This is a genomic window from Noviherbaspirillum massiliense JC206 (assembly GCF_000312045.1).
Classification (GTDB): domain Bacteria; phylum Pseudomonadota; class Gammaproteobacteria; order Burkholderiales; family Burkholderiaceae_D; genus Noviherbaspirillum; species Noviherbaspirillum massiliense.
The window spans coordinates 1,499,254-1,521,313 of record NZ_HE978634.1 but is presented as its reverse complement, the minus strand read 5'-3'; the positions used below and the strand labels follow the sequence as shown (position 1 = coordinate 1,521,313).

The window sequence follows — 22,060 nt, the reverse complement described above, 5'->3', positions numbered from 1 at the left end:
GAAATTTCTGGGATTACTACTTCGCCCCGGAAACTTTAGGCTGCTCGTGATAAATCAACAAAGGCTTGGCTCCATTGACGATCGTATTCTCGTCGATAACCACCTTGGCGACGTTTTGCTGGTTAGGCAATTCAAACATTACGTCCAACAATGCGTGCTCAAGAATGGAGCGCAGTCCTCGTGCACCCGTTTTGCGTTCAAGCGCTTTTCGGGCAATCGCATGCAATGCCGCTGGGCGAACCTCAAGTTCGGCGCCTTCCATCTGCAGCAGTTTGGCATACTGCTTGATCAGCGCATTCTTGGGTTCCAGCAATATTTGGATCAAAGCCTCTTCATTTAGTTCACTCAATGTGGCCACTACCGGCAAGCGTCCGACCAGTTCCGGAATCAGCCCGAACTTGATCAGATCTTCCGGTTCCACATCGAGCAGCATCTCGCTTGCAGTCCGTTCCTGCTGGCTCTTCACATTTGCAGAGAAGCCAATGCCGCTCTTCTCCGACCGGTTGGAAATGATCTTGGCCAGCCCATCGAAAGCGCCGCCGCAAATGAAGAGGATATTGGTGGTATCGATCTGCACGAAATCCTGGTTCGGATGCTTGCGCCCGCCTTGCGGAGGTACCGATGCCATCGTGCCTTCGATCAGCTTGAGCAATGCTTGCTGCACGCCTTCACCCGACACATCGCGGGTGATCGAAGGATTGTCGGATTTGCGCGAAATCTTGTCGATTTCATCAATGTAGACGATGCCCTTCTGGGCCTTCTCCACTTCGTAATTGCAATTCTGCAAGAGCTTCTGGATGATGTTTTCAACATCCTCGCCAACATAGCCGGCCTCGGTCAAGGTCGTGGCGTCGGCGATCACGAAGGGCACGTTCAGCATGCGGGCCAGGGTCTGTGCAAGCAGAGTCTTGCCGGAACCCGTTGGGCCAACCAGCAGGATGTTGCTCTTTGCCAGTTCGACATCGTCCTTCTTGCCGAGGTGCTTCAAGCGCTTGTAGTGGTTATAGACTGCCACAGACAAAATGCGCTTAGCAGTGTCCTGCCCAATCACATACTGGCCAAGCAATTCAAATATTTCATTCGGCGTCGGCAGGTCGGATTTGGATCCGCCCACAGATTCGATAGTGGATGCCTCGTCACGGATGATGTCGTTGCAAAGATCGATGCATTCATCGCAGATGAATACCGAGGGTCCTGCAATCAGCTTTTTCACCTCGTGCTGGCTTTTGCCGCAAAAGGAGCAGTAAAGCAACTTCTCGCCGCTGGAGGATTTTTTGTCAGACATAGGGGGAAAATATCTTTAGGGATTGATTCCGATATTACCTGCGAATTTTACATTCGTCACGACACGGCTCAAGAAAACAAAAACAGCTAAGAGGATTCGTCGCCATAAAACAAAACGCCCGAACGTGGATGCGTCCGGGCGTTTTCCACTTGGACAGCTCCATCAAATACGGTTCGTCAGCACCTTGTCAATCATGCCATACGCGGCGGCTTCATCCGCAGACATAAAATTATCTCTGTCCGTATCCTTGCTGATTTGTTCCACGTCTTTGCCGGTTTTTTCGGCCAAAATGTGGTTCAAGCGATCACGCAGATAGAGAATTTCCCGTGCCTGGATTTCAATATCGGCCGCCTGACCCTGGGCACCGCCCAAGGGCTGATGAATCATGATACGCGAATTCGGCAAAGAGAATCGCTTGCCCTTGGCACCTGCCGCCAGGAGGAAAGCGCCCATCGACGCCGCCAAGCCCGTGCACAGGGTCGAAACGTCGGGCTTGATGAATTGCATCGTGTCATAAATCGCCATGCCGGCCGAAACCGAGCCGCCGGGCGAGTTGATATACAGCGAAATATCCTTGTCGGGATTTTCGCTTTCCAGAAACAGCATCTGGGCCACAATCAGATTGGCGGTGTGATCGGTAACCGGACCGACGAGAAAGATCACGCGCTCTTTCAGCAAGCGCGAGTAAATGTCATAGGCCCGCTCGCCACGGCCGCTTTGCTCGATCACGATCGGCACCATACCGAGCATGTCGGTATCCAGTGCAGAATGTCTTGTCATGCCTGTCATGTGCATTCCTCAAGGAGAGCGCACAAGCGAAATTACGCTTGCGCGGTATTGCCCATCAATTCGTCAAACGAAACCGTCTTCTCGGTTACCTTTGCCTTCCCAAGCACATAGTTAACGACGTTTTCTTCCAAAACAAGGGCTTCGACTTCAGCCAGACGGCGACGGTCGCTGTAATAGTACTTAACAACCTGTTGCGGATCCTCATAGCTCTGCGCGAAGTCCTCAACCTGCGCCTTCACCTGGTCTGCGGTGGCTTCCAGCTTGTTGGCCTTCACCACTTCAGCGAGGATCAGACCCAGGCGCACACGGCGCTCTGCCTGCGCCTTGAATAGATCCGGCGGGAACGGCATGTCCTTGACGTTCATGCCACGCTGGGCCATGTCCTGACGGGTCATCTCTGCCAGGCGCTCGGTATCCTGTTCCACCAGCGCATTCGGCACGTCGAGTTCGGCTACCTTGATCAGCGCATCCATCACGCTATCCTTGGTCTTCGCTTTGACGCGATTGCCGACTTCCCGTTCCAGATTGGACTTGATGTCTGCGCGCATCTTGCCGATGTCGCCATCCGCGATGCCCAAGGACTTTGCAAACTCGGCATCAACCTCCGGCATATGAGCCCATTCGAGCTTCTTCAGCGTAATGGCGAATTCCGCAGTTTTGCCGGCAACATCCTTGCCGTGATAATCAGCCGGGAAATTCAACGGGAAGGTCTTGGATTCACCGACCTTGAGGCCGATGGTCGCTGCTTCGAACTCGGGCAGCATGCGGCCTTCGCCCAGCACGAATACAAAATCCTCGGCCTTGCCTCCTTGGAACTCCACGCCATCAATCTTGCCGACGAAATCTATCGTCACGCGGTCGCCATTCTGTGCAGTCAGGTCCGCACCGCCATCCCCATGCGCGCCTTGCTCGCCCTTGACGTGGTAGTGGACACGCTGCTTGCGCAGGATCTCGATGGTCTTGTCGATCTCTGCATCGGTGACGTCGGTCTTGACCTTCTCCACTTCGACAGTGGAAAGGTCGCCGATCTTCACGTCCGGATAGACTTCAAAAGTGGCGTCGAAGGCAACAGCGCCCTCGCCCACACCTTCACCGGTCTTGGGTTCGATCTTTGGAAAGCCGGCAACGCGCAGGTTGTTTTCAGCGGCAGCTTCATTGAATGCACGCCCCACCTTGTCATTCAAGACTTCCGTTTCAACCTGATAACCGTATTGTGCCTCCACCATCTTCATCGGCACTTTGCCCGGACGGAATCCCGGGGCCTTTGCGGTGCGAGCACGGATCTTGAGGCGCTTCTCGACTTCGGCTCGCACATCGGCCAGTGGCAGGGTGATGGTGATGCGGCGTTCGAGTTTATCCAGGGTTTCGACTGCTGTTGCCATGTGAATTGTCCAAAAAATGATTATTCTGTGGTGCGAGGAGGGGGACTCGAACCCCCACACCATTGCTGGCGTCAGGACCTAAACCTGGTGCGTCTACCAATTTCGCCATCCTCGCGGGAATTTGCATTGATTATGCACAAAAGCAAAGGGCGACCCTGAAGTGAAATCCGGTCGCCCTACTCAGCTTTGTTAGTAGCTCTTCAACTTCAACCCGAAATTTTACTGGATTTTTTGTCGTTCCGTCTCTACTTTTTTCCGCGGGTATTTCCAGAGCGGCGCGTCATCCATCAGGTCGCACCAGGCTTCCTGACCCTGAACCATGCTGCATAAAGTGCGGGCAGGAACAGCAAGGTCAAGGCCGTTGCAATGATCAGCCCACCCATGATCGCGACTGCCATCGGCCCCCAAAACACTGAACGGGACAAGGGAATCATGGCCAGCACGGCAGCCGCTGCAGTCAGGATGATCGGCCGGAAGCGGCGCACCGCAGACTCGACCACTGCGTTCCATGGCGCGGCTCCGGCTGCAATGTCCTGCTCGATCTGGTCGATCAGGATCACCGAGTTACGAATGATCATGCCGAACAATGCAATCACGCCGAGCTGAGCAACGAAACCGAAGGGCCGCTGCAGGATGAGCAGCGCCAGTGCCGCGCCAGCGATGCCCAGCGGCCCGGTCAGGAACACCAGCAGGGACCGCGAGAAGCTGTGCAGTTGCAGCATCAGCAGGGTAAAGATGATGAAGATCACCAGCGGCACGTTGGCCGCGATCGACGCCTGTGCCTTGCCGCTGTCGGCGGCCGCACCGGCCAGCTCGATTCTGTAGCCGGCAGGCAGTCCCGCACCCAATTTGTCCAGCTTCGGAAGGAGCTGGCTAGATACGGTGGGCCCCTGGATGCCGTCGACCACATCGGATTGCACGGTGATTGCCCATTCACGCCCTTCCCGCCACACCACGCCCGGTTCCCAGACAAACCGGGCGCGCGCAACCTGGGACATTGGCACCGACCTGCCGCTTGCGGTCGGTACATGCGCCTGCTGCAAGGCGCCGAGCGTGGAGCGCTCTTCCATCGGCTGGCGCATCACCACATCGATCAGCTTGTTGCTTTCGCGGAATTGACCAACAGTCGTACCCGTCAGGATGGTATTGGCGGTGCGCATCACAGTTTGGGAACTGATCCCGAGCGCACGCAGCTTGTCCTGATCCAGATCCAGGCGCAACACCTTCACGGACTCGTTCCAGTTGTCGTTCACGCCGAGGGTGTTCGGATTCGCGCGCATGATTTCCTTCACCTGATCGGCAATCGCGCGCACCTTGGCCACCTCCGGACCGGAGACGCGGAACTGCACCGGATAAGGCACAGGCGGCCCGTTCGGCAGGAGTTTGACGCGCCCGCGCACTTCCGGAAAATCGTTCTTGAACGCGTCCGTAATCTTCAGCCGCAATGCCTCGCGCGCCTCCAGGTTCTTGGGAAGGACAACGATCTGCGCGACATTGGACTGCGGGAAAATCTGATCCAGCGGCAAATAAAAACGGGGGCTGCCGGTGCCGACATAACTCGTCACGCTTTCCACGCCATCCTGCCTGCGCACGAAGGCCTCAAACTTCTTGACCTGCGCTTCCGTCGCAGCAAATGCGGCACCCTCCGGCATCCACAATTCCACCATCAACTCCGGGCGGCTGGAATCAGGGAAAAACTGCTGCTCGATGAAGCGGAACCCGAACACGCCCAGGGCGAATACGCCAAGCGTCAGGGCAATCGTGGTCTTGCGCCATTCCACGCACCAGCTGACCAGAGCACGGAAGCGGTTATAAAACGGCGTGTCGAACAATTCGTGATGACCATCCGCATTCGCAGCCGGATTCACCTTCAGCAGCACATAGCCGATATAGGGCGTGAACACCACTGCTGCCACCCAGGAAATCAGCAAGGCCAGCGCATTCACTGAAAACATCGAAAAGGTATATTCGCCGGCTGCGGATTTCGCCAGGCCGATTGGCAGGAAGCCGGCAGCCGTGATCAGGGTGCCGGTCAGCATCGGCATTGCCGTGGAGGTGTAGGCAAAGGTTGCGGCATCGAAGCGCGACAAGCCCTCTTCCATTTTCCGCACCATCATTTCGACCGCGATGATGGCATCGTCGACCAGGAGGCCGAGCGCAATGATCAGTGCGCCGAGCGAAATCTTGTGCAGGTCAATACCGAAGACGCGCATGAACAGAAAAGTCACGGCCAGAACCAGCGGAATCGTCAGTGCAACCACCAGGCCCGGCCACACGTCCAGACGCAATGGCTTGGTATGCAGGCCGAGCGACAGGAAACTCACCCCCAGCACGATCAATACCGCTTCAGCCAGGGTGCGCAGGAATTCATTCACCGAGGATTTCACCGCCTTGGGCTGGTCGGATACGCGCTCCAGTTCGACGCCGACCGGCAGCTTGGACCTGATGTCATCCACCGTCAGTTGCAGATTCTTCCCCAGATCGATGATGTCGCCACCCTTCTCCATCGAAATGCCGAGGCCGATGACTTCCTTGCCGTTGAAGCGCATCTTGTCCTGCGGCGGGTCCTTGTACTCCCGCCTGACGTTTGCGAAATCGCCGAGACGGAAGGTGACGCCGTTGGCGCGCAGCTGCAGGTTTTCGAAATCCGCCGCCGACGCCATGGCACCGGTCACCCGCACCTGCAGATTGTCGGTGGGGGTGACCAGCACGCCGGTGGACTCGACGGCGTTCTGCGCATTGAGCTGGCTCACGATGGCGTCGAAGGGAATGCCGAGCTGGGCGAACTTTTTGTGCGAGAACTCGATATGGATGCGTTCGTCCTGCACGCCGAACAATTCGACCTTGGCAACCGACGGCACTTTCAGCAACTGCTGGCGCACGAAATCCGCGTAATCCTTGATTTCCGCATAGCTGAAGCCGTCGCCCGAGAGCGCAAAGATCGAGCCATAGGTATCGCCGAACTCGTCGTTGAAGAATGGTCCGATGACACCCGGAGGCAAGGTCGGCCTGATATCACCGATCTTCTTGCGGACCTGGTACCAGGTACCGGCAGTCTCCTTGGGCGGCGTCGATTCCCGCAGTTGCAGGATGATGAGCGTCTCACCCGGTTTCGAATAGCTGCGGATCTTGTCGATGTACGGCGTTTCCTGCAGCTTCCGTTCCAGCTTGTCGGTGACCTGCTCGGCCATCTGCAGCGCCGTCGCCCCTGGCCAGGCGGCGCGCACCACCATCGCCCGGAAGGTGAACGGCGGGTCCTCATCCTGTCCAAGCTGGCTGTAGCTGAGGATGCCGCCGAGCAGCAGCACGACGATCAGGTAGCGGGTAAGCGGAATATGTTCAAGAGCCCAGCGGGAAAGGTTGAATCCGCCTTTCATTTGACGGCCTCGCTGCCGGCAGCAGGATGCCCCTTGGAAGATTGGACCCGAGCATTATTCTCGGCGCTCGCGATCGCTTCGGCGTCGTCCAGGATTTTCACCTTCTGTCCTGGCCGTAGCAGGTTCACTCCTGCAGTGACAATCTTCTGCCCCGGCGAGATGCCTGCGGCAATCAGCACATCATTGCCAGCATAGCCGCCGATCCGGACCGGCACTGCTTTGACCGCGCCGCCATCCACGATCCAGACTGCCGTCGTGTCCTGCACCTGATACAGGGCCGTCAACGGCAGGCGAATCATGGGATCTGCGGTTTTCGCGGCGAAGCCGACATACGCAGTCATTCCGAGCTTGACCTCGGGATTGGCTCCGGGAATGGAAATCTTTGCCGTATAAGTGCGGGTCACGGGATCGGCGACCGGCGAGACTTCCCGAACTCTTCCCTGTATGACTTCATCCGGATTCGCCCAGGTCCGCACCCGCACGTCCGCAATGCGTCGCAAGGCATCCACCTTGTCTTCCGGGATACCGATCGCGACCTCCTTCTCGCCTGCCTGCGCAACCCGCACAACCGGGGTGCCGGCCGCAACCACCTGCCCGACTTCCGCATCGACCGCGGTAACCACGCCGTCGGCGTCGGCCACCAGCGCCGTGTATCCGGCCTGATTCGACTGGTTCCGGTATCCGGCAAGTGCCTGCTCGTAGCTGGATTGGGCGGCGTGGAACGCTGTCTGCTTCGAATCGAGCACTGCCTGGCTGACGAAGTTCTTTTCCCGCAATTCCTGGTAGCGCTTGAGCTCCGCTCTGGCCAGATCGCGATTGCTTTCGGCTGCCTTCAGTGCGGCATTGGCCTGCGCCTGCGCCAGTTGCAAATCCTGAGGATCGAGTTGCATCAACATCTGGCCGCGCCTGACCGCCGTCCCCACGTCCACCTTGCGCGCCACGATCTTGCCGCCCACACGGAATCCGAGGCGGGACTCGATGCGCGGACGCACCTCGCCGGAAAACTCGGCCAGCACCTCGGCCTTCCCGGCCTGAGCCTCGATCGCCCGCACCGGCCGGATTTCTTCCACCTTCTCCACCGACTTGGAACAAGCGCCAAGCAAAACTGCGGCCAATGCCGGAGCAAGCAGAATTGACCGCACAGCCGGACGGCTGCAACCGGAGAGACGCACGAGCAGGGGCAACACGTTTTTTCCTTTACTATTCGGTTTCGATCCGGGGGAGAGCTTTGGCAATACTTCGGAAAAATCCATGATTTCTGAATGCCAAAACCCTTAATGACTTTTGGGTTAGTAATTATAAGCGTGGCAACATGCTTTGAACACGGCTTTTTCAGCCATCGAACAGCAAATGTCGGTCAATCACTACGAAAATTTCCCGGTCGCCTCCCTCCTCCTTCCCGCACGTCTCAGGCCAGCGGTGGAAGCCATCTACGCATTCGCGCGCAGCGCCGACGATCTCGCCGACGAAGGCGATGCCGCGCCGCATGAGCGCCTTGCCGCGCTCATGGCCTACGAAGAGCAGCTCGATCTCATCGCCGCAGGCGTCCAGCCCGATACGGCCATGTTCCAGGCCCTGGCCAAAGTCGCCCACGATTATCGGCTGCCACTACAACCGCTTCGCGACCTGCTGTCGGCCTTCAGGCAGGACGTCGTGACGACCCGCTATGCATCCATTGACGACGTGCTGGATTACTGCCAACGCTCCGCCAACCCAGTCGGAAGGCTGATGCTGCATCTCTATGGTGCGACGAACGAGCAGAACCTGCGGGATGCGGATGCAATCTGTTCGGCATTACAGCTGATCAATTTCTGGCAGGACGTGTCCATCGACTGGCGCAAGAAGCGGATCTACCTGCCTCAGGAGGACATTCAAAAGTTCGGAGTTACCCTGGCTCACCTGGAGGAAGAACGAGTGGATGCCGCATGGGCGGCGCTGATGTCCTTCGAAGTGCATCGTGCACGCGCCATGATGCTGTCAGGGGCCGGCCTCGCCTTGCGGCTGCCCGGCAGAATAGGCTGGGAATTGCGGCTGATGGTCCAGGGCGGACTGCGCATCCTGGACAAGATCGAATCCGCAGGCTATGACGTGTTTCGCAAGCGCCCCCAACTGCGCACGGGTGACTGGCTCTTGATGGCCTGGCGCGCCGCCTCCATGAAAATCCGTTTGTCGCCCAAGACTCAGGTCGGCTAGCATAGCGGCTTCGATCGGCACGAGTTCATTCTTTTTCCATGTCACCAGACGATTACTGCCAGCAAAAAGCCGTCCAGAGCGGCTCCAGTTTCTACTACAGCTTCCTGTTCCTGCCCCCGGAGAGGCGCCGGGCAATCACTGCGCTGTATGCCTTCTGCCGGGAAGTTGACGATACCGTCGACGAATGCACCGATGTCTCGGTTGCGAGGACCAAGCTGATGTGGTGGCGTAAGGAAATTGCGGCGATGGCCGAGGGAAATCCCAGCCATCCGGTAACACAGGCGCTGCAACCGCACCTGAAAGCGTACGGGCTGGAGACTAAATATTTCCTCGCCATCATCGATGGCATGGAAATGGACCTTGATCAGAACCGCTACCTTGATTTTCCCGGACTGCGCAAATATTGCTGGCATGTCGCCGGCGTAGTGGGCATCCTCTCTGCCGGCATCTTCGGCGTGACGCAGCCCGCCACCTTGCAATACGCGGAGAAACTCGGGCTCGCATTCCAGCTCACCAACATCATTCGCGATGTCGGGGAAGACGCCCGCAAGGGCCGCATCTACCTGCCCGTCAACGAGTTGCAGCAGTTCGGCGTACCCGCATCGGACATCCTGAATGCGCGGCATAGCGAGAACTTCGAGAAGCTGATGCGCTTCCAGACCGAACGCGCGCAGACCTTCTACGATGAAGCATTCGCCCTGCTGCCGAAAGCCGATCGCCGCGCACAGCGCCCCGGCCTGATGATGGCTGCGATATACCGGACCCTGCTGAAGGAAATCGAGGACGACGGCTTCCATGTGCTCAACCAGAAAATTTCCCTGACGCCGATCCGCAAACTCTGGCTCGCTTGGAAAACCTATGTGCGCGGCTAAGGCGCCGGACCGAAAAAGAATCGCCGTCATCGGCGGCGGCTGGGCCGGATGCGCGGCCGCAGTGGAACTGGCCCGCCTGGGTCATCAGGTAAAGCTGTTCGAAGCGGCCCGCACCCTGGGTGGGCGCGCCAGATGCGTCGAGATGGAAGGGACCATTCTCGACAACGGCCAGCACATTCTCCTCGGCGCCTATTCCGAAACCCTGCGACTGCTTCGATTGATCGGAATCCGTCCGGAGCAGGCCATGTTGCGGCTGCCGCTGCAGATGCGCCATCCGCAAGGAAGCGGCGGCATGGAATTTGTCGCCCCCCGGCTGCCTGCGCCCTTTCACATGCTGGCCGGATTGCTGCGCGCACGTGGATTGGCGACCCAGGACAGGCTGGCGCTCGCGCGTTTCATGTCAACTGCGCGCTGGATGGGCTGGCAACTTCACGACGATTGCAGCGTTTCCGAATTACTCGACCGCTTCGACCAGACCGATCGCCTGGTTCAGCTGATGTGGCGGCCGCTGTGCATCGCCGCCTTGAATACGCCACCCGAACGAGCATCGGCCAAGGTTTTCCTGAACGTGCTGCGCGACAGCCTTGGCGGGCGGCGTGCCGCTTCCGACATGCTGATCCCACGCGTCGACTTGACGTCTCTGTTTCCTACAGACGCAAGAGCGTTCATCGAAGCGCATGGGGGATCGGTGCAGACCGGCGCGGCTGTGAAAGAAATGCGCAAGCGCGATGACCGCTGGGAGATTTCCGCAGCTGACACGGAAGACGAGTGCGATGGCTTCGACGGAATTGTGATCGCGACCCCGCCTGCGGCTGCCGCCACCTTACTGCGTGAGTGGATCGACGTTTCGCCGCTTGAAGCACTGACTTATGAACCGATTTCCACTTGCTATCTCCAATATGGACCGGATGTCGGCCTGCCGGAACCGTTCTTCGCCTTGCTCGACGATCCCTCCGCAGGCGAATGGGGACAATTCGTATTCGACCGCGCGCAACTGGATCCGAAACAGGCTGGCTTGCTGTCGGTGGTGATCAGTGCATCGAGCGAAGCAATTGCCTGCGGCCACGATGCACTGGCGACTGCGGTTGCGGCGCAGCTCGCAAAAGTCTTTCGCCAGCCTCGGCTGATGCACCCGCAATGGACGAAAGTCATTTCCGAAAAGCGCGCCACCTTCTCCTGTGCGCCGGCGCTCGTCCGCCCGGGCACTTCAATTGGCATCGACAATCTTGCACTTGCCGGCGATTACACAGCGAGTGATTATCCGGCCACGCTCGAATCAGCCGTCAGAAGCGGCGTGCAGGCAGCACGCAGCCTGGTGTCGTAAGCCTTTAGCCTGCCCTTATTCCTGATCGCGAATCCGGTTCAAGGCTTCATCGATGCGCTCGACTGCAATGATGGTAAGCCCTTCGATTTTCTGCTTGGGCGCATTGGCCTTCGGAATAAGCGCAATGGAAAAGCCGAGCTTTGCTGCTTCGCGCAGGCGCTCCTGCCCGCGCGGCGCCGGCCGGATTTCTCCGGCAAGGCCGACTTCGCCGAAGACTACGAGACCGCGCGGCAAGGCCTTGTTGCGCATGGAAGAATGAATTGCGAGCAATACCGCAAGATCAGCGGCCGGCTCGGTGATCTTCACCCCGCCGACTGCATTGATGAACACATCCTGGTCGAATGCGGCGATCGATGCATGCCTGTGGAGCACGGCGAGCAGCATGGCCAGGCGGTTCTGTTCCAGACCGACCGACAGCCGCCGCGCATTCGGCACATGGGAGGTGTCGACCAGCGCCTGGATTTCCACCAGCAGCGGCCGCGTTCCTTCCTGGGTCACCATGACGCAGGAGCCCGGCACCTGATTGTCATGCTGCGACAGGAACAGGGCGGAAGGATTGGACACGCCCTTCAACCCTTTCTCCGTCATTGCAAATACGCCTAGTTCATTGACCGCGCCGAAGCGGTTCTTGAAGGCTCGTACCAAGCGGAAACTGGAATGGGTGTCGCCTTCAAAATACAGCACGGTATCGACGATATGCTCCAGTACGCGCGGACCGGCCAGGGCGCCTTCCTTCGTCACGTGGCCGACCATGATGATGGTGATCCCCGATTGCTTGGCTACGCGCGTCAGTTGCGCCGCGCATTCCCTCACCTGCGCGACCGATCCCGGTGCGGAAGTCAGGGCATCGGAATAAATCGTCTGGATCGAATCGATAACGGCAACCTGCGGCTTGTGTTCGGCCAGGGTATTCAGAATCTTTTCCAGCTGAATCTCGGCTTGCAGCATCAAGTCCCTGGCATCGACCGCAAGTCGCTTGGCTCGCAGCGCAATTTGCGCGCCTGATTCCTCGCCACTGATATAAAGCGCCCGCTTGGCGCGCGACATGTTGGCCAATGCCTGCAGCAGCAGGGTCGACTTGCCAATGCCGGGATCGCCTCCGATCAGTACCACGCCGCCGGCGACCAGGCCGCCGCCAAGCACGCGGTCGAATTCCTCGATCCCAGTCCCGAAGCGCGGCACATCGATGGCTTCGATATCCGCCAGGCTCATCACTGGCGACGTTTGCGCAATGCCCTGATGCTGGGCAGAGAACCGGTTGCCGGCTGGCTCGACCAAGGTTTCAACCAGTGTGTTCCACTGATTACACGAAGGACATTGCCCGGCCCATTTGCTGGTGACCCCGCCGCATTCGGTGCAGGTGAAATTGATTTTCGGTTTTGCCATTCTGAATGTGAAAAAACTTCCAGCTTGCGTCAGCACTCAACCACGCGCACGCGTGGCGCCAGGGCGCACATGAGTTCGTACCCGATCGTACCGGCTGCTTCGGCAACTTCATCGATCGGCAAGAGCTCGCCCCACAATTCGACCTTGCTGCCGACTCGCGCCGTCGGCACATCGCTCAGATCGACCGTCAGCATGTCCATGGACACCCTGCCGAGAATCCCGGTCCGTATGCCATCGACGATCACCGGCGTGCCGTTCGGTGCATGGCGGGGATAGCCGTCGGCATAGCCGCAGGCCACTACGCCGATCTTCATCGGCCGTTCGGCAACGAAGCGACTGCCATAGCCGACCGCATCGCCTGGGCCGATTTCCTGGACTCCGATGATTTCGCTCGTCAGCGTCATCGCGGGCTTCAATCCGAACGATGCCGCCTTGCCACCGCCAGGACTTGCGCCATACAACATGATGCCGGGCCTGACCCAGTCTTTCGTCAGTTCTGCATGCATGAGGTCAGCGGCGGAATTGGCAATGCTGCATTCGCCCGGCAGCCCTTGGGTGCCGGCGCGAAAGCGCCGCACCTGTTCCGCCAGAGGCAGGGAAGGATTGTCGGGATCGTCCGCATTGGCAAAATGTGTCATGAATACAATATTGCGAACGGCCGGCAGTGCACGCACGCGCTCATAAGCGGTGCGGTAATGCTCCGGCTTGAATCCCAGACGGTTCATGCCGGTGTTCATCTTCAGATGTACATCGATCCTTGCCTGCGAACTGACGCGTTCCAGCATCTCGACCTGCTCGGCGCAATGGATTGCAACCTGCAATTGCCGCGATATCACTACTTCCAGGTCAACCGCTTCGAAAAAGCCTTCCAGCAGCAGGATCGGTTTATTCCATCCCATCTCGCGCAGCCGCACTGCATTTTCAAGTTCGATCAATGCCAGTCCGTCTGCTTCGGCAAAGCCACGCATGCCGCGCTCCAGGCCGTGGCCATAGGCGTTGGCCTTGACGACAGCCCACATGCGTGAATGCGGGGCCGCCTTTTTTGCAACGGCCAGATTATGCTGCATGGCAGTAACGTCAATAGTAGCTTGGAGAGGTCTTGGCATGAAAAGATGAAACTTGATCGGAAGCGCGTGGACGAAGAAGGAGCAATTTTACCGGACCGTGCTTATTGGCACCTCTCAAATTCGCGGCCGCTCTGGGGATTCATGGTATAAAGCAAGCCAGAGACAAATCCAGTTATAACCCAAATGCGGATGAATCGCGGTTTTTTCACCATTATGGCAGCGCAATTTTTTTCGTCGCTTGCCGATAATGCCCTCCTGATTGCAGCAATTGCACTATTAGCAGAAATGAATTCACCGGCGTGGATGACGCCGCTGCTGAAGCTGTTTTTCGTGCTCTCTTACGTGTTGCTGGCAGCCTTTGTGGGCGCGTTTGCCGATTCCCTGCCCAAAGGCCGGGTGATGTTTGTCACCAACCTCATCAAGATCGCCGGCTGCGTGATGATGTTTCTTGATGTGCATCCGTTGGCCGCTTACGCCGTGGTTGGCTTCGGCGCTGCTGCGTATTCTCCCGCGAAGTACGGCATATTGACTGAACTCCTGCCGCCCGAAAAACTGGTAGCCGCGAACGGCTGGATTGAAGGCCTGACCGTGGTGTCGATCATTCTAGGCACCGTGATGGGAGGGGCACTGGTCAATCCGCACGTCTCTGCCGAATTGTTGAGCTTCAATTTCCCGGTCATCGACACCGGCGTCAATACCCCGAGTGAAGCAGCTCTGTCAGTCATCATGGTGACTTACCTGATCGCCGCAATCTTCAATCTGAAAATTCCGGACACAGGGGTGCGCTATCCGCATCAGGAGCGCAATCCTCTCAAGCTGATCAGCGACTTTGCCAATTGTTTCACTACTCTTTGGCAAGACAAGCTCGGCCAGATCTCGCTCGGCGTGACCACCTTGTTCTGGGGCGCCGGCGCCACGCTCCAATTCATCGTCCTCAAATGGGCCGAGAAATCGCTGCATATGCCGCTGGACAAGGCAGCCATCCTGCAAGGCGTTTTCGCACTTGGCGTTGCTTTCGGAGCCGGGGCCGCGGCACGCTTCGTGCCTTTGAAGAAATCGCTGACGGTCATGCCTCTGGGCGTGCTCATGGGGATGGTGGTCATGACAATGACCCTGGTGCATTCCTTCTGGCTGGCTTACCCCTTGCTCGTGCTGGTTGGCGTGCTCTCTGGATATTTCGTCGTTCCGATGAATGCGCTGCTGCAGCATCGCGGCCATGTGCTGATGAGCGCCGGCCATTCGATCGCAGTGCAGAATTTCAACGAAAACATTTCGGTGCTGACCATGCTGGCGCTATATGCGCTGATGGTGAAGCTGAACCTGAATGTCAATGCGGTCATCATCCTGTTCGGCTTGTTTGTCTCGGGCATGATGATGCTGGCCATGCGCAAGCATGCGAGCAACCAGCGCCGCTACAACTCTCTCGCCCTGATCGGGGAACACAAGCACCACTAGACCGGGTCGGCCGCAGCCTCGCTGGCACTTGCCTTGGCACGGACATGCCACTCATCCGGCACGATAAATCCCCGATCCGTCTCATTGGCCCAGCCGTCCTGAATCTGCACTGCCGCAACCAGTGCCGGCGCCTTGTCGATTTCAAACTGGCCAGTCAGTTGCTGCTTCAGCTGCTCAAGCTTGAGTGCCTGCTGTGCAGGAACCTTGGCGGGTGCCAGCCAGCTCAGGCGTGGAAGCACAACGTACAGCTCGCCGGTCTCCCATCGCTCCAGTTCGGACAGGGAACACCAGAAGCCGCGGCAATGCGAGGGCGACACACCTGGGGGATTGACCGATGGCGAGGATCCCTCATGATAAAACAGCCAGCCTTTGACGAGTGCCTGCGCTGCATGAATGGGGGCCGGCAGATGGCGCCGTGCAGCAGGATGCTGTGACAAGTACAACTGCTGCTCCATGATCTTGCGTATTTTCTTTCCCAGGGTATCAGCGAGATTGGGGCCCACGAAATAATCGGCTTTGCGCGACAGGACTCCCCCGTTCTCCAGCAGATAGAACTTGCTTGCGAACTCCCAATGAACAAGCCCTTCCTCCTGCCGCAGGAGGAAATCGAACTCCCCTATCGTTTCCTTGTTCTCTCCTCGTACCTGCACGCCATGCGCAACCAGAATGCCCTGATGTTCGAGGTAAAAAGCCATCAGCTTTTCTGCATAGCGGCCCAATCGCGAAAAAGGCTGGAGGTTCAGGTAAGCGTGCAATGCCTCAGGAGCCTGGTCCAGACCTGTCAGCCAGTCCGCCGTTGCCTGATCAATGGGACCGAGTGTGGCCACTTTTCCTTGCCACAGCGGGTCCCGCGGATCGAGCAGGTCGGGAGCATCCAGCAGCCATGCCATTGCCCGCACGTGCGGATCGGACAAATGTCCCCAGCGCGAATGGAAATGGGCTTGGAACGAGGGAATGAGTGGCGAAGGCTGCATGGTCGGAACCGAAATGCCTGTCCACCGGACTTATGCACTCTCGGCGTATGTGCTCATGGCCAGGCACAAATCCATCCAGGCCTTTTTCTTGTCCACGGTGTTTCGCAACAAGTAGGCCGGATGATAAGTTACCACGAGAGGCAAATTCTGATATCGGTGCACTTTCCCCCGCAGGCTGGAGACCGGCGTCTCCGGGTCGAGCCCGAGAAGCGACAGGGCGGCGGTCTTTCCCAAGGCAACGATGATCGTCGGCTTGATCAGGGCAATCTGCCGCTGCAGATAAGGCATGCATGCCGCGGCTTCTTCCGGTGTGGGTGGACGATCCTTGCCGCTTGCATCGGTCGGGCGGCATTTGACGATGTTGGCAATGTATGCGTTTTCGCCGCGCTTGACACCGAGTGGCAACAGCATGTTGTCAAGCAGCTTGCCCGCCGGTCCGACGAACGGCTCGCCGGTCTGATCCTCGTTCCGTCCCGGCCCTTCGCCCACGAACAGCCATTTCGCCTTTTCATCGCCGACGCCGAAGACAGTTTTGGTGCGGCCGTGGCAGAGTCGGCATTTCACGCAACCGGCGACAGCGGCCTTGATCGCCGTCCAGTCCATGCGCTCAATGTCTGCAGCCGGCGGGGCATCGCCCAACATTTCGCCCGCAGGAAGCGAAAGTGCTTCGGAGGCCATGCCGGTCTCAACCGCCGTCTCCGGGAGCGAAGCAGGGACATCCATTTCCACGAGCGGTTGTCCAGCTTCGGCACTGATGTTGTCGGCGCCAGAACTTGCCCGCCCCGTTTTCCGTACCCAAACCGGCCCGATCCCGATTTCCCTCAAAAAGATGCCGCGTCTATCCACAGTCGCGCTCACAATGAGAGCCTCATGACGATTGCGTCCTCACGCGCATTGTCCGCTGCCGGATAGTATGCTCTGCGCCGCCCTATCTGGATGAAGCCGTATTGCTCGTAAATACCGAGGGCACGCTGGTTGGATGGCCTGACTTCTAGCAAAACCGACTCCATGTGCCTTTCGCGCGCAAGTGCCGAAACCTTGTCGAGCTGCATTATTCCCAAGCCCTGCCCCTGCAAGTTCGGCCGTACTGTAATGTTCAGCAAATGCGCCTCCTCCACCGCCATCATCAGCAGAAAATAACCGGCAATCGCGCCACTTTCATCGCGCAGTACCCAGCTCTCGTAACCGCTATGAAGTGAATCCAGGAAATTTCCGTGTGTCCAGGGAAAAGGATAAGCAGCCCTCTCGATGAGAAGGACCGTCGGCAGGTCGCTCTCTTGCATGCGTGCGAACTGCATCGGGCGCGATTGTGGCCGGTCAGGAAGTGAGGAATGCACTGCACTCATGTCTGCGCCCTTGCCATTCGTTCGGAGGTGGTGAAAGCGACCTTGTTGCGCAGATAAACCGGCTGCGCGTCGCGCGCCGCAACTGTCCTGCCCTGCGCATACTCGATGCTGGCAAGTTGCGCAACCTGCGACGCATGAGGCATCGCGGCAATCAGCGCATCTTGAACAAACGGCCGGGATTCGAACGCGGATCGATAGGCAGCAATCCCGTTGCCGCAGGCCGTGACTACCCCTTGGGGCACGACAGCCACTGCCGCGGACAGGCTTGGCTCGATCACCGTCTGCCATCCATCCGCATAGCGGTACTGTGCCCAATAGACTTCTTCCATGCGTGCATCGAGCACTGCCAGCACGTCGGTGGCGCCGCTCTCCTCGCGGCATGCCTGCGCCATCGCCAGCAGTGTCACGACCGGCACCAGAGGCAAGTCCAGTCCGAATGCGATTCCCTGGGCAAGCCCGCATGCGGTGCGCACTCCGGTAAAAGATCCAGGACCGGCGCCGAATGCAATAGCGTCGCAGCGCCCGAGTGGAATTCCCGCTTCTGCAAGCAGGGACTGGACCATGGGTAACACAGCCTGGGAATGCGTCTGGACACCGGAAGATTCACGCGTGATCAGTTGTTCGCCTTGCAGTAAAGCTGCGGAGGCAAGCTCGGTGGACGTTTCAATGGCGAGAATGATGGACATGCTCGTATTTTACCGTGCGCCTCGCGGCTCGCGGCGGCTTGGAAGGATTTTTGCCTGCGCGGCGACGGTGGGCGCATGCCTCCGCCGTTCCCGGCAACAGGCAGGACCAAAGGACGCAGTAATGCACACCGGCTTCCGCCCTGCGTCAGGCGGCGGCATGCCCTACAATGTGGTCACCTCCTGCCGGAAATTGTTTCATTCTCGACAGGATATCCCAAGCATTACGTGGAAAATGGCGGCTGAGATTTCGCACCTGCCGGTTCAGCCGGATCATATCGAGCCCTCATCTGTCCTTACGGATCGATACCTTATTGTTCATCACCAGATTCATGTCCAGCCTTACTTTAGATTCGCAAAACAGCGCACAGCTCGCCGAATGGCTGAACGATGGCATGTGGGTGGTCGCCTGCCTTTGCGCGGCCTGGTGTGATACCTGCCGCGCCTACCGTGCCGGTTTCGATGCCTTGGCCGCGCGCCATCCGGACAAGCGCTTCATCTGGATCGACATCGAAGACCAGGCAGACCTGGTCGGAGACATCGACGTGGAAAATTTCCCCACCCTGCTTATTCAGCGTGGCGACCTCGTTGCATTTTTTGGGACAGTGCTGCCCGACGCGAAACTTGCCGATCGGCTGATCCAGGCTCAGGCGGAAAGAAGCATGGAGGACTTGACCCGCGAAGCAAATGGCAGCGAGGAACGGCAGGAATGGCAGCGCGACTGCAATCTGCGCGCGCGCTTGCGCGCATCAATGAACGAACAGGAATGAATCCGGGCACCGCGTCGGTGTGTCGAGCATCTGGGTTGCTCGCAGCGGTTGGAAGGCCATGACGCAAAGTTTTTTTCAGACTTTCATACTCTTGCTGCTCGTTACCGATCCGTTCGGAAATGTACCTTTGTTTGCCAGCACCCTTGCGCATGTTCCAGCCGAAAGGCGTGGCCGGGTCATTGTCAGAGAATGCTCCATCGCCTTCCTGCTGCTGCTCGTCTTCATGTTTTTCGGCCGCCACTTTCTGGCTGCCCTGCAACTGACCGACATTTCGCTGAGAATCGGTGGCGGCGTCATCCTGTTCCTGATTGCGCTGCGGATGATTTTTCCGCAACCCGGCGGCATTTTCGGCGATGGCGAAACGTCGGGCGAGCCTTTCATCGTTCCCCTGGCGGTGCCTGCCCTGGCGGGGCCTTCAGCCCTCGTCACGGTATTACTGCTGTCGAGCAACCGAGTAAGCGAAGCATTGCTGCATGTCGCCGTCCTGTCGATGGTCGCTGCCGTATGGCTGATCGTCCTGCTTGGCGCCGAGCGCATGCAGCGCGTGCTGGGCACGCGGGTAATGACTGCGTTCGAGCGCCTGATGGGGCTGATCCTGACCGCCATGGCGGTAGAGATGCTGCTGGCGGGAATACGGGATTACCTGGCCACGCTGTAATTCACGCGTAGTTCACACATTGAAACTGGCGGCATAAAAAAACTGCCTCGGACCATCGGGCTGAGGCAGGTTTCAATGCAGCGCTTTCTTCACGGATGGCAGGCACCGGCAAGCGCCTGCGCATCCTCAGAACAGCTTTACCTTACCTGTGCAAGGCTCAGGCATTCGCTTTCACCTTCAGGCGCCATGCATGCAGAAGCGGTTCGGTATAGCCGCTCGGCTGTTCCAGGCCCTTCAGCACTAGGTCGCGCGCGGCACGGAAGGCATAGGATGCTTCGAAGTCCGGCGCCATCGGCTTGTAGAACGGGTCGCCCGCGTTCTGCGTGTCGACAACCTTCGCCATGCGCTTCAGAGTTTCCTCGACTTGCGCCTGGGTCACCACGCCATGCAGCAGCCAGTTGGCAATGTGCTGGCTGGAGATGCGCAGCGTCGCACGGTCTTCCATCAGCCCGACGTTGTGGATGTCCGGCACCTTGGAGCAGCCCACACCCTGGTCGACCCAGCGCACCACATAACCGAGGATGCCCTGTGCGTTGTTGTCGAGTTCCTGCTGGATCTCGCTCGCGGACCACTTCGGCTCGGCAACCACCGGGATCTGCAACAGTTCATTGCGCAGGCGTTCGATTTCAGCCGGCGCATCGATCTTTTCCAGTTCCTTCTGAACCTGGGCTACGTTGACCTGATGGTAGTGCAGCGCATGCAGGGTTGCAGCGGTAGGCGACGGTACCCAGGCGGTGTTGGCGCCGGCCTTCGGATGCGCGATCTTCTGCTCCAGCATTGCGGCCATCAAGTCCGGCATGGCCCACATGCCTTTACCGATCTGGGCGCGTCCGCGCAGACCGCAGGACAGGCCTACTAGCACGTTGCTGCGCTCATAGGCGGACAGCCAGGTGCTGCTCTTCATCTCGCCCTTGCGGATCATCGGGCCGGCATACATGTCGGTATGCATTTCGTCGCCAGTGCGGTCCAGGAACCCGGTATTGATGAAGGCCACGCGGGCAGCAGCTTCCTTGAGGCAGGCCTTGAGGTTGACGCTGGTGCGGCGCTCTTCATCCATGATGCCGAGCTTGACGGTATTGGCAGCCAGGCCGAGCAGCGATTCGACGCGGCCGAACAGTTCATTGGCGAAGGCTACTTCAGCCGGGCCATGCATCTTCGGCTTGACGATGTATACCGATCCGGTACGTGTGTTGCCGATCTTCTGTTCCGGCTTGCGCTTGAGGTCATGCAAGGCGATCGCTACAGTGATCACTGCATCCATGATGCCTTCGGGGATTTCCTTCCCGTCGCCGTAGAGGATGGCCGGATTGGTCATCAGATGACCGACATTGCGCAGGAACAGCAGGGAGCGGCCGTGCAGGGTGACGACACCGTCCTTGGCATTCGCCGCACCAACGCCTGCGGTGTACTGGCGGTCCGCATTCAGGGTACGGTTGAAAGTCTTGCCGTTCTTGGTAACGCTTTCCACCAGTGTGCCTTGCAGGATGCCGAGCCAGTTGGAATAGGCCAGGACCTTGTCGTCGGCATCCACGGCTGCGATCGAGTCTTCCAGATCGAGGATGGTCGACAGCGCGGCTTCGATCTCCACATCGGCAACGCCGGCCGGATCGTCCTTGCCGATGCTCGTGCCGCGGTCGATGCGGATATCGATATGCAGGCCGTTATTGACGAGCAAAATGGAGCAAGGCGCATCCGCCTGCCCCTGGAATCCGACGAATTTCTTCTCATCGGCCAAGCCGGTAACGCTGCCGTCCTTTAGGGTGACGGCGAGCTTTCCGTCAACGACCTTGTAGGCGGTGGAGTCACGGTGCGAGCCCTTTGCGAGCGGAGCAGACTGATCGAGGAAGTTGCGGGCAAAGGCGATCACCTTTGCGCCGCGTGCCGGGTTGTAGCCGCCGGTCGCGCCCAGCTTGGAATCCACTTCGGTTTCCGGGATGGCGTCGGTGCCATACAGTGCGTCGTAGAGGGAACCCCAGCGCGCATTGGCTGCATTCAGCGCATAGCGGGCATTCAGGATCGGCACCACCAGCTGCGGACCGGCCTGCAAGGCGAGTTCGGCATCGACGTTGGTAGTGGTGACCGTGAAGTTTTCCGGCTGCGGCTTCAGATAGCCGATGGATTCGAGGAATGCACGATAGGCGCCCATGTCGCGGATCGGGCCAGGATTGGCACGATGCCATTTGTCGATCTCTGCCTGCAGGCGATCGCGCTCGGCCAGCAGCGCCACGTTCTTCGGTGCAAGGTCGTGGACGATGGCATCGAAGCCTTTCCAGAAGCTTGCGCTATCGATGCCAGTGCCCGGCAATACCTTGTCTTCAACGAAGCGGTAGAGATTGGTGGCTACCTGGAGCCCGTGGCAGGTGGTACGTGCATTCATAGTATGAATCCTCGCATGTTGTGGTTGCTTAAATTAAATCTTATCGTTCAGATCAGGTCTGCCCTGTACTGCCCGTAATTCTTTTTGGTCATTCATCGGCCGGCTTCCATGTGTTCACGCCC

18 protein-coding genes and 1 tRNA gene are annotated in these 22,060 nt (G+C 58.7%); 6 read left to right on the top strand and 13 right to left on the bottom strand.

Going from position 1 to position 22,060, the window contains the following annotated elements; genetic code table 11:
- Window positions 1-16: 16 nt before the first annotated feature.
- The 6 genes from clpX to HGHM_RS20955 form a co-directional block, all read right to left on the bottom strand.
- Entirely contained in the window at window positions 17-1,285 is a 1,269-nt protein-coding gene (gene clpX, locus HGHM_RS07575) for an ATP-dependent Clp protease ATP-binding subunit ClpX (protein WP_019140917.1), read from the bottom strand.
- A gap of 162 nt (window positions 1,286-1,447) precedes the next feature.
- A complete protein-coding gene (gene clpP / locus HGHM_RS07570; protein ID WP_019140916.1) occupies window positions 1,448-2,074 on the bottom strand; it encodes an ATP-dependent Clp endopeptidase proteolytic subunit ClpP in 627 nt (208 codons plus the stop codon).
- A 32-nt stretch (window positions 2,075-2,106) separates the two neighbouring features.
- Entirely contained in the window at window positions 2,107-3,456 is a 1,350-nt protein-coding gene (gene tig / locus HGHM_RS07565) for a trigger factor (protein WP_019140915.1), read from the bottom strand.
- 28 nt (window positions 3,457-3,484) lie between these two features.
- Window positions 3,485-3,571 (bottom strand) — tRNA-Leu (locus HGHM_RS07560).
- A gap of 172 nt (window positions 3,572-3,743) precedes the next feature.
- Window positions 3,744-6,833, bottom strand: coding sequence for an efflux RND transporter permease subunit (locus tag HGHM_RS07555; protein ID WP_019140914.1), 3,090 nt, complete (start codon window positions 6,831-6,833; stop codon window positions 3,744-3,746).
- Window positions 6,830-8,068, bottom strand: coding sequence for an efflux RND transporter periplasmic adaptor subunit (locus HGHM_RS20955; protein ID WP_407635407.1), 1,239 nt, complete (start codon window positions 8,066-8,068; stop codon window positions 6,830-6,832). The genes HGHM_RS07555 and HGHM_RS20955 overlap by 4 nt, the downstream gene beginning before the upstream one ends.
- 115 nt (window positions 8,069-8,183) lie before the next feature.
- Here HGHM_RS20955 and hpnC point away from each other — a divergent pair, with 115 nt between their 5' ends.
- From hpnC to hpnE, 3 genes are read left to right on the top strand one after another with little or no spacing between them, the layout of a single operon-like run.
- Window positions 8,184-9,026: a squalene synthase HpnC gene (hpnC, locus tag HGHM_RS07545; RefSeq protein WP_034348872.1), complete on the top strand. Its 843-nt coding sequence runs from the start codon at window positions 8,184-8,186 to the stop codon at window positions 9,024-9,026.
- Between the two features lie 38 nt (window positions 9,027-9,064).
- Window positions 9,065-9,898 (top strand): presqualene diphosphate synthase HpnD, encoded by an 834-nt coding sequence (gene hpnD, locus HGHM_RS07540; protein ID WP_019140911.1) that lies wholly within the window; start codon window positions 9,065-9,067, stop codon window positions 9,896-9,898.
- Complete coding sequence (gene hpnE / locus HGHM_RS07535) at window positions 9,885-11,222, top strand: hydroxysqualene dehydroxylase HpnE (RefSeq protein WP_019140910.1); 1,338 nt, start codon at window positions 9,885-9,887, stop codon at window positions 11,220-11,222. The genes hpnD and hpnE overlap by 14 nt, the downstream gene beginning before the upstream one ends.
- Before the next feature lie 15 nt (window positions 11,223-11,237).
- Here the strand turns inward: hpnE and radA are convergent, their stop codons facing one another.
- Together radA and alr are read right to left on the bottom strand one after the other, a co-directional pair.
- Window positions 11,238-12,608: a DNA repair protein RadA gene (gene radA / locus HGHM_RS07530; RefSeq protein WP_019140909.1), complete on the bottom strand. Its 1,371-nt coding sequence runs from the start codon at window positions 12,606-12,608 to the stop codon at window positions 11,238-11,240.
- Between the two features lie 29 nt (window positions 12,609-12,637).
- Window positions 12,638-13,714: an alanine racemase gene (gene alr / locus HGHM_RS07525; protein WP_026075799.1), complete on the bottom strand. Its 1,077-nt coding sequence runs from the start codon at window positions 13,712-13,714 to the stop codon at window positions 12,638-12,640.
- Window positions 13,715-13,864: 150 nt separating this feature from the next.
- Between alr and lplT the strand changes: the two genes are divergently transcribed.
- A complete protein-coding gene (gene lplT, locus HGHM_RS07520; RefSeq protein ID WP_019140907.1) occupies window positions 13,865-15,130 on the top strand; it encodes a lysophospholipid transporter LplT in 1,266 nt (421 codons plus the stop codon).
- On the opposite strand, the gene HGHM_RS07515 is transcribed toward lplT, so the two are convergent.
- From HGHM_RS07515 to tsaB, 4 genes are read right to left on the bottom strand one after another with little or no spacing between them, the layout of a single operon-like run.
- Window positions 15,127-16,104, bottom strand: a complete 978-nt coding sequence (locus HGHM_RS07515; RefSeq protein ID WP_019140906.1) for a DUF1853 family protein — start codon at window positions 16,102-16,104, stop codon at window positions 15,127-15,129. The two genes, lplT and HGHM_RS07515, sit on opposite strands and share 4 nt — an antisense overlap.
- A 30-nt stretch (window positions 16,105-16,134) precedes the next feature.
- A complete protein-coding gene (locus tag HGHM_RS07510; RefSeq protein ID WP_245549249.1) occupies window positions 16,135-16,914 on the bottom strand; it encodes a uracil-DNA glycosylase in 780 nt (259 codons plus the stop codon).
- Between the two features lie 44 nt (window positions 16,915-16,958).
- On the bottom strand, window positions 16,959-17,387 hold the full coding sequence (rimI, locus tag HGHM_RS07505; RefSeq protein ID WP_019140904.1) for a ribosomal protein S18-alanine N-acetyltransferase: 429 nt from the start codon (window positions 17,385-17,387) through the stop codon (window positions 16,959-16,961).
- 59 nt (window positions 17,388-17,446) lie between these two features.
- Complete coding sequence (gene tsaB / locus HGHM_RS07500; RefSeq protein WP_019140903.1) at window positions 17,447-18,136, bottom strand: tRNA (adenosine(37)-N6)-threonylcarbamoyltransferase complex dimerization subunit type 1 TsaB; 690 nt, start codon at window positions 18,134-18,136, stop codon at window positions 17,447-17,449.
- A gap of 329 nt (window positions 18,137-18,465) precedes the next feature.
- Here tsaB and HGHM_RS07495 point away from each other — a divergent pair, with 329 nt between their 5' ends.
- Together HGHM_RS07495 and HGHM_RS07490 are read left to right on the top strand one after the other, a co-directional pair.
- Window positions 18,466-18,903 carry a thioredoxin family protein gene (locus HGHM_RS07495; protein ID WP_034348870.1) on the top strand — a complete coding sequence of 146 codons (438 nt, stop codon included), beginning with the start codon at window positions 18,466-18,468 and terminating at the stop codon, window positions 18,901-18,903.
- A 58-nt stretch (window positions 18,904-18,961) separates the two neighbouring features.
- Window positions 18,962-19,561, top strand: coding sequence for a MarC family protein (locus tag HGHM_RS07490; protein ID WP_019140901.1), 600 nt, complete (start codon window positions 18,962-18,964; stop codon window positions 19,559-19,561).
- A 157-nt stretch (window positions 19,562-19,718) separates the two neighbouring features.
- Here HGHM_RS07490 and HGHM_RS07485 read toward each other — a convergent pair whose 3' ends face one another.
- Window positions 19,719-21,938: a malate synthase G gene (locus tag HGHM_RS07485; RefSeq protein ID WP_019140900.1), complete on the bottom strand. Its 2,220-nt coding sequence runs from the start codon at window positions 21,936-21,938 to the stop codon at window positions 19,719-19,721.
- Window positions 21,939-22,060: the final 122 nt, after the last annotated feature.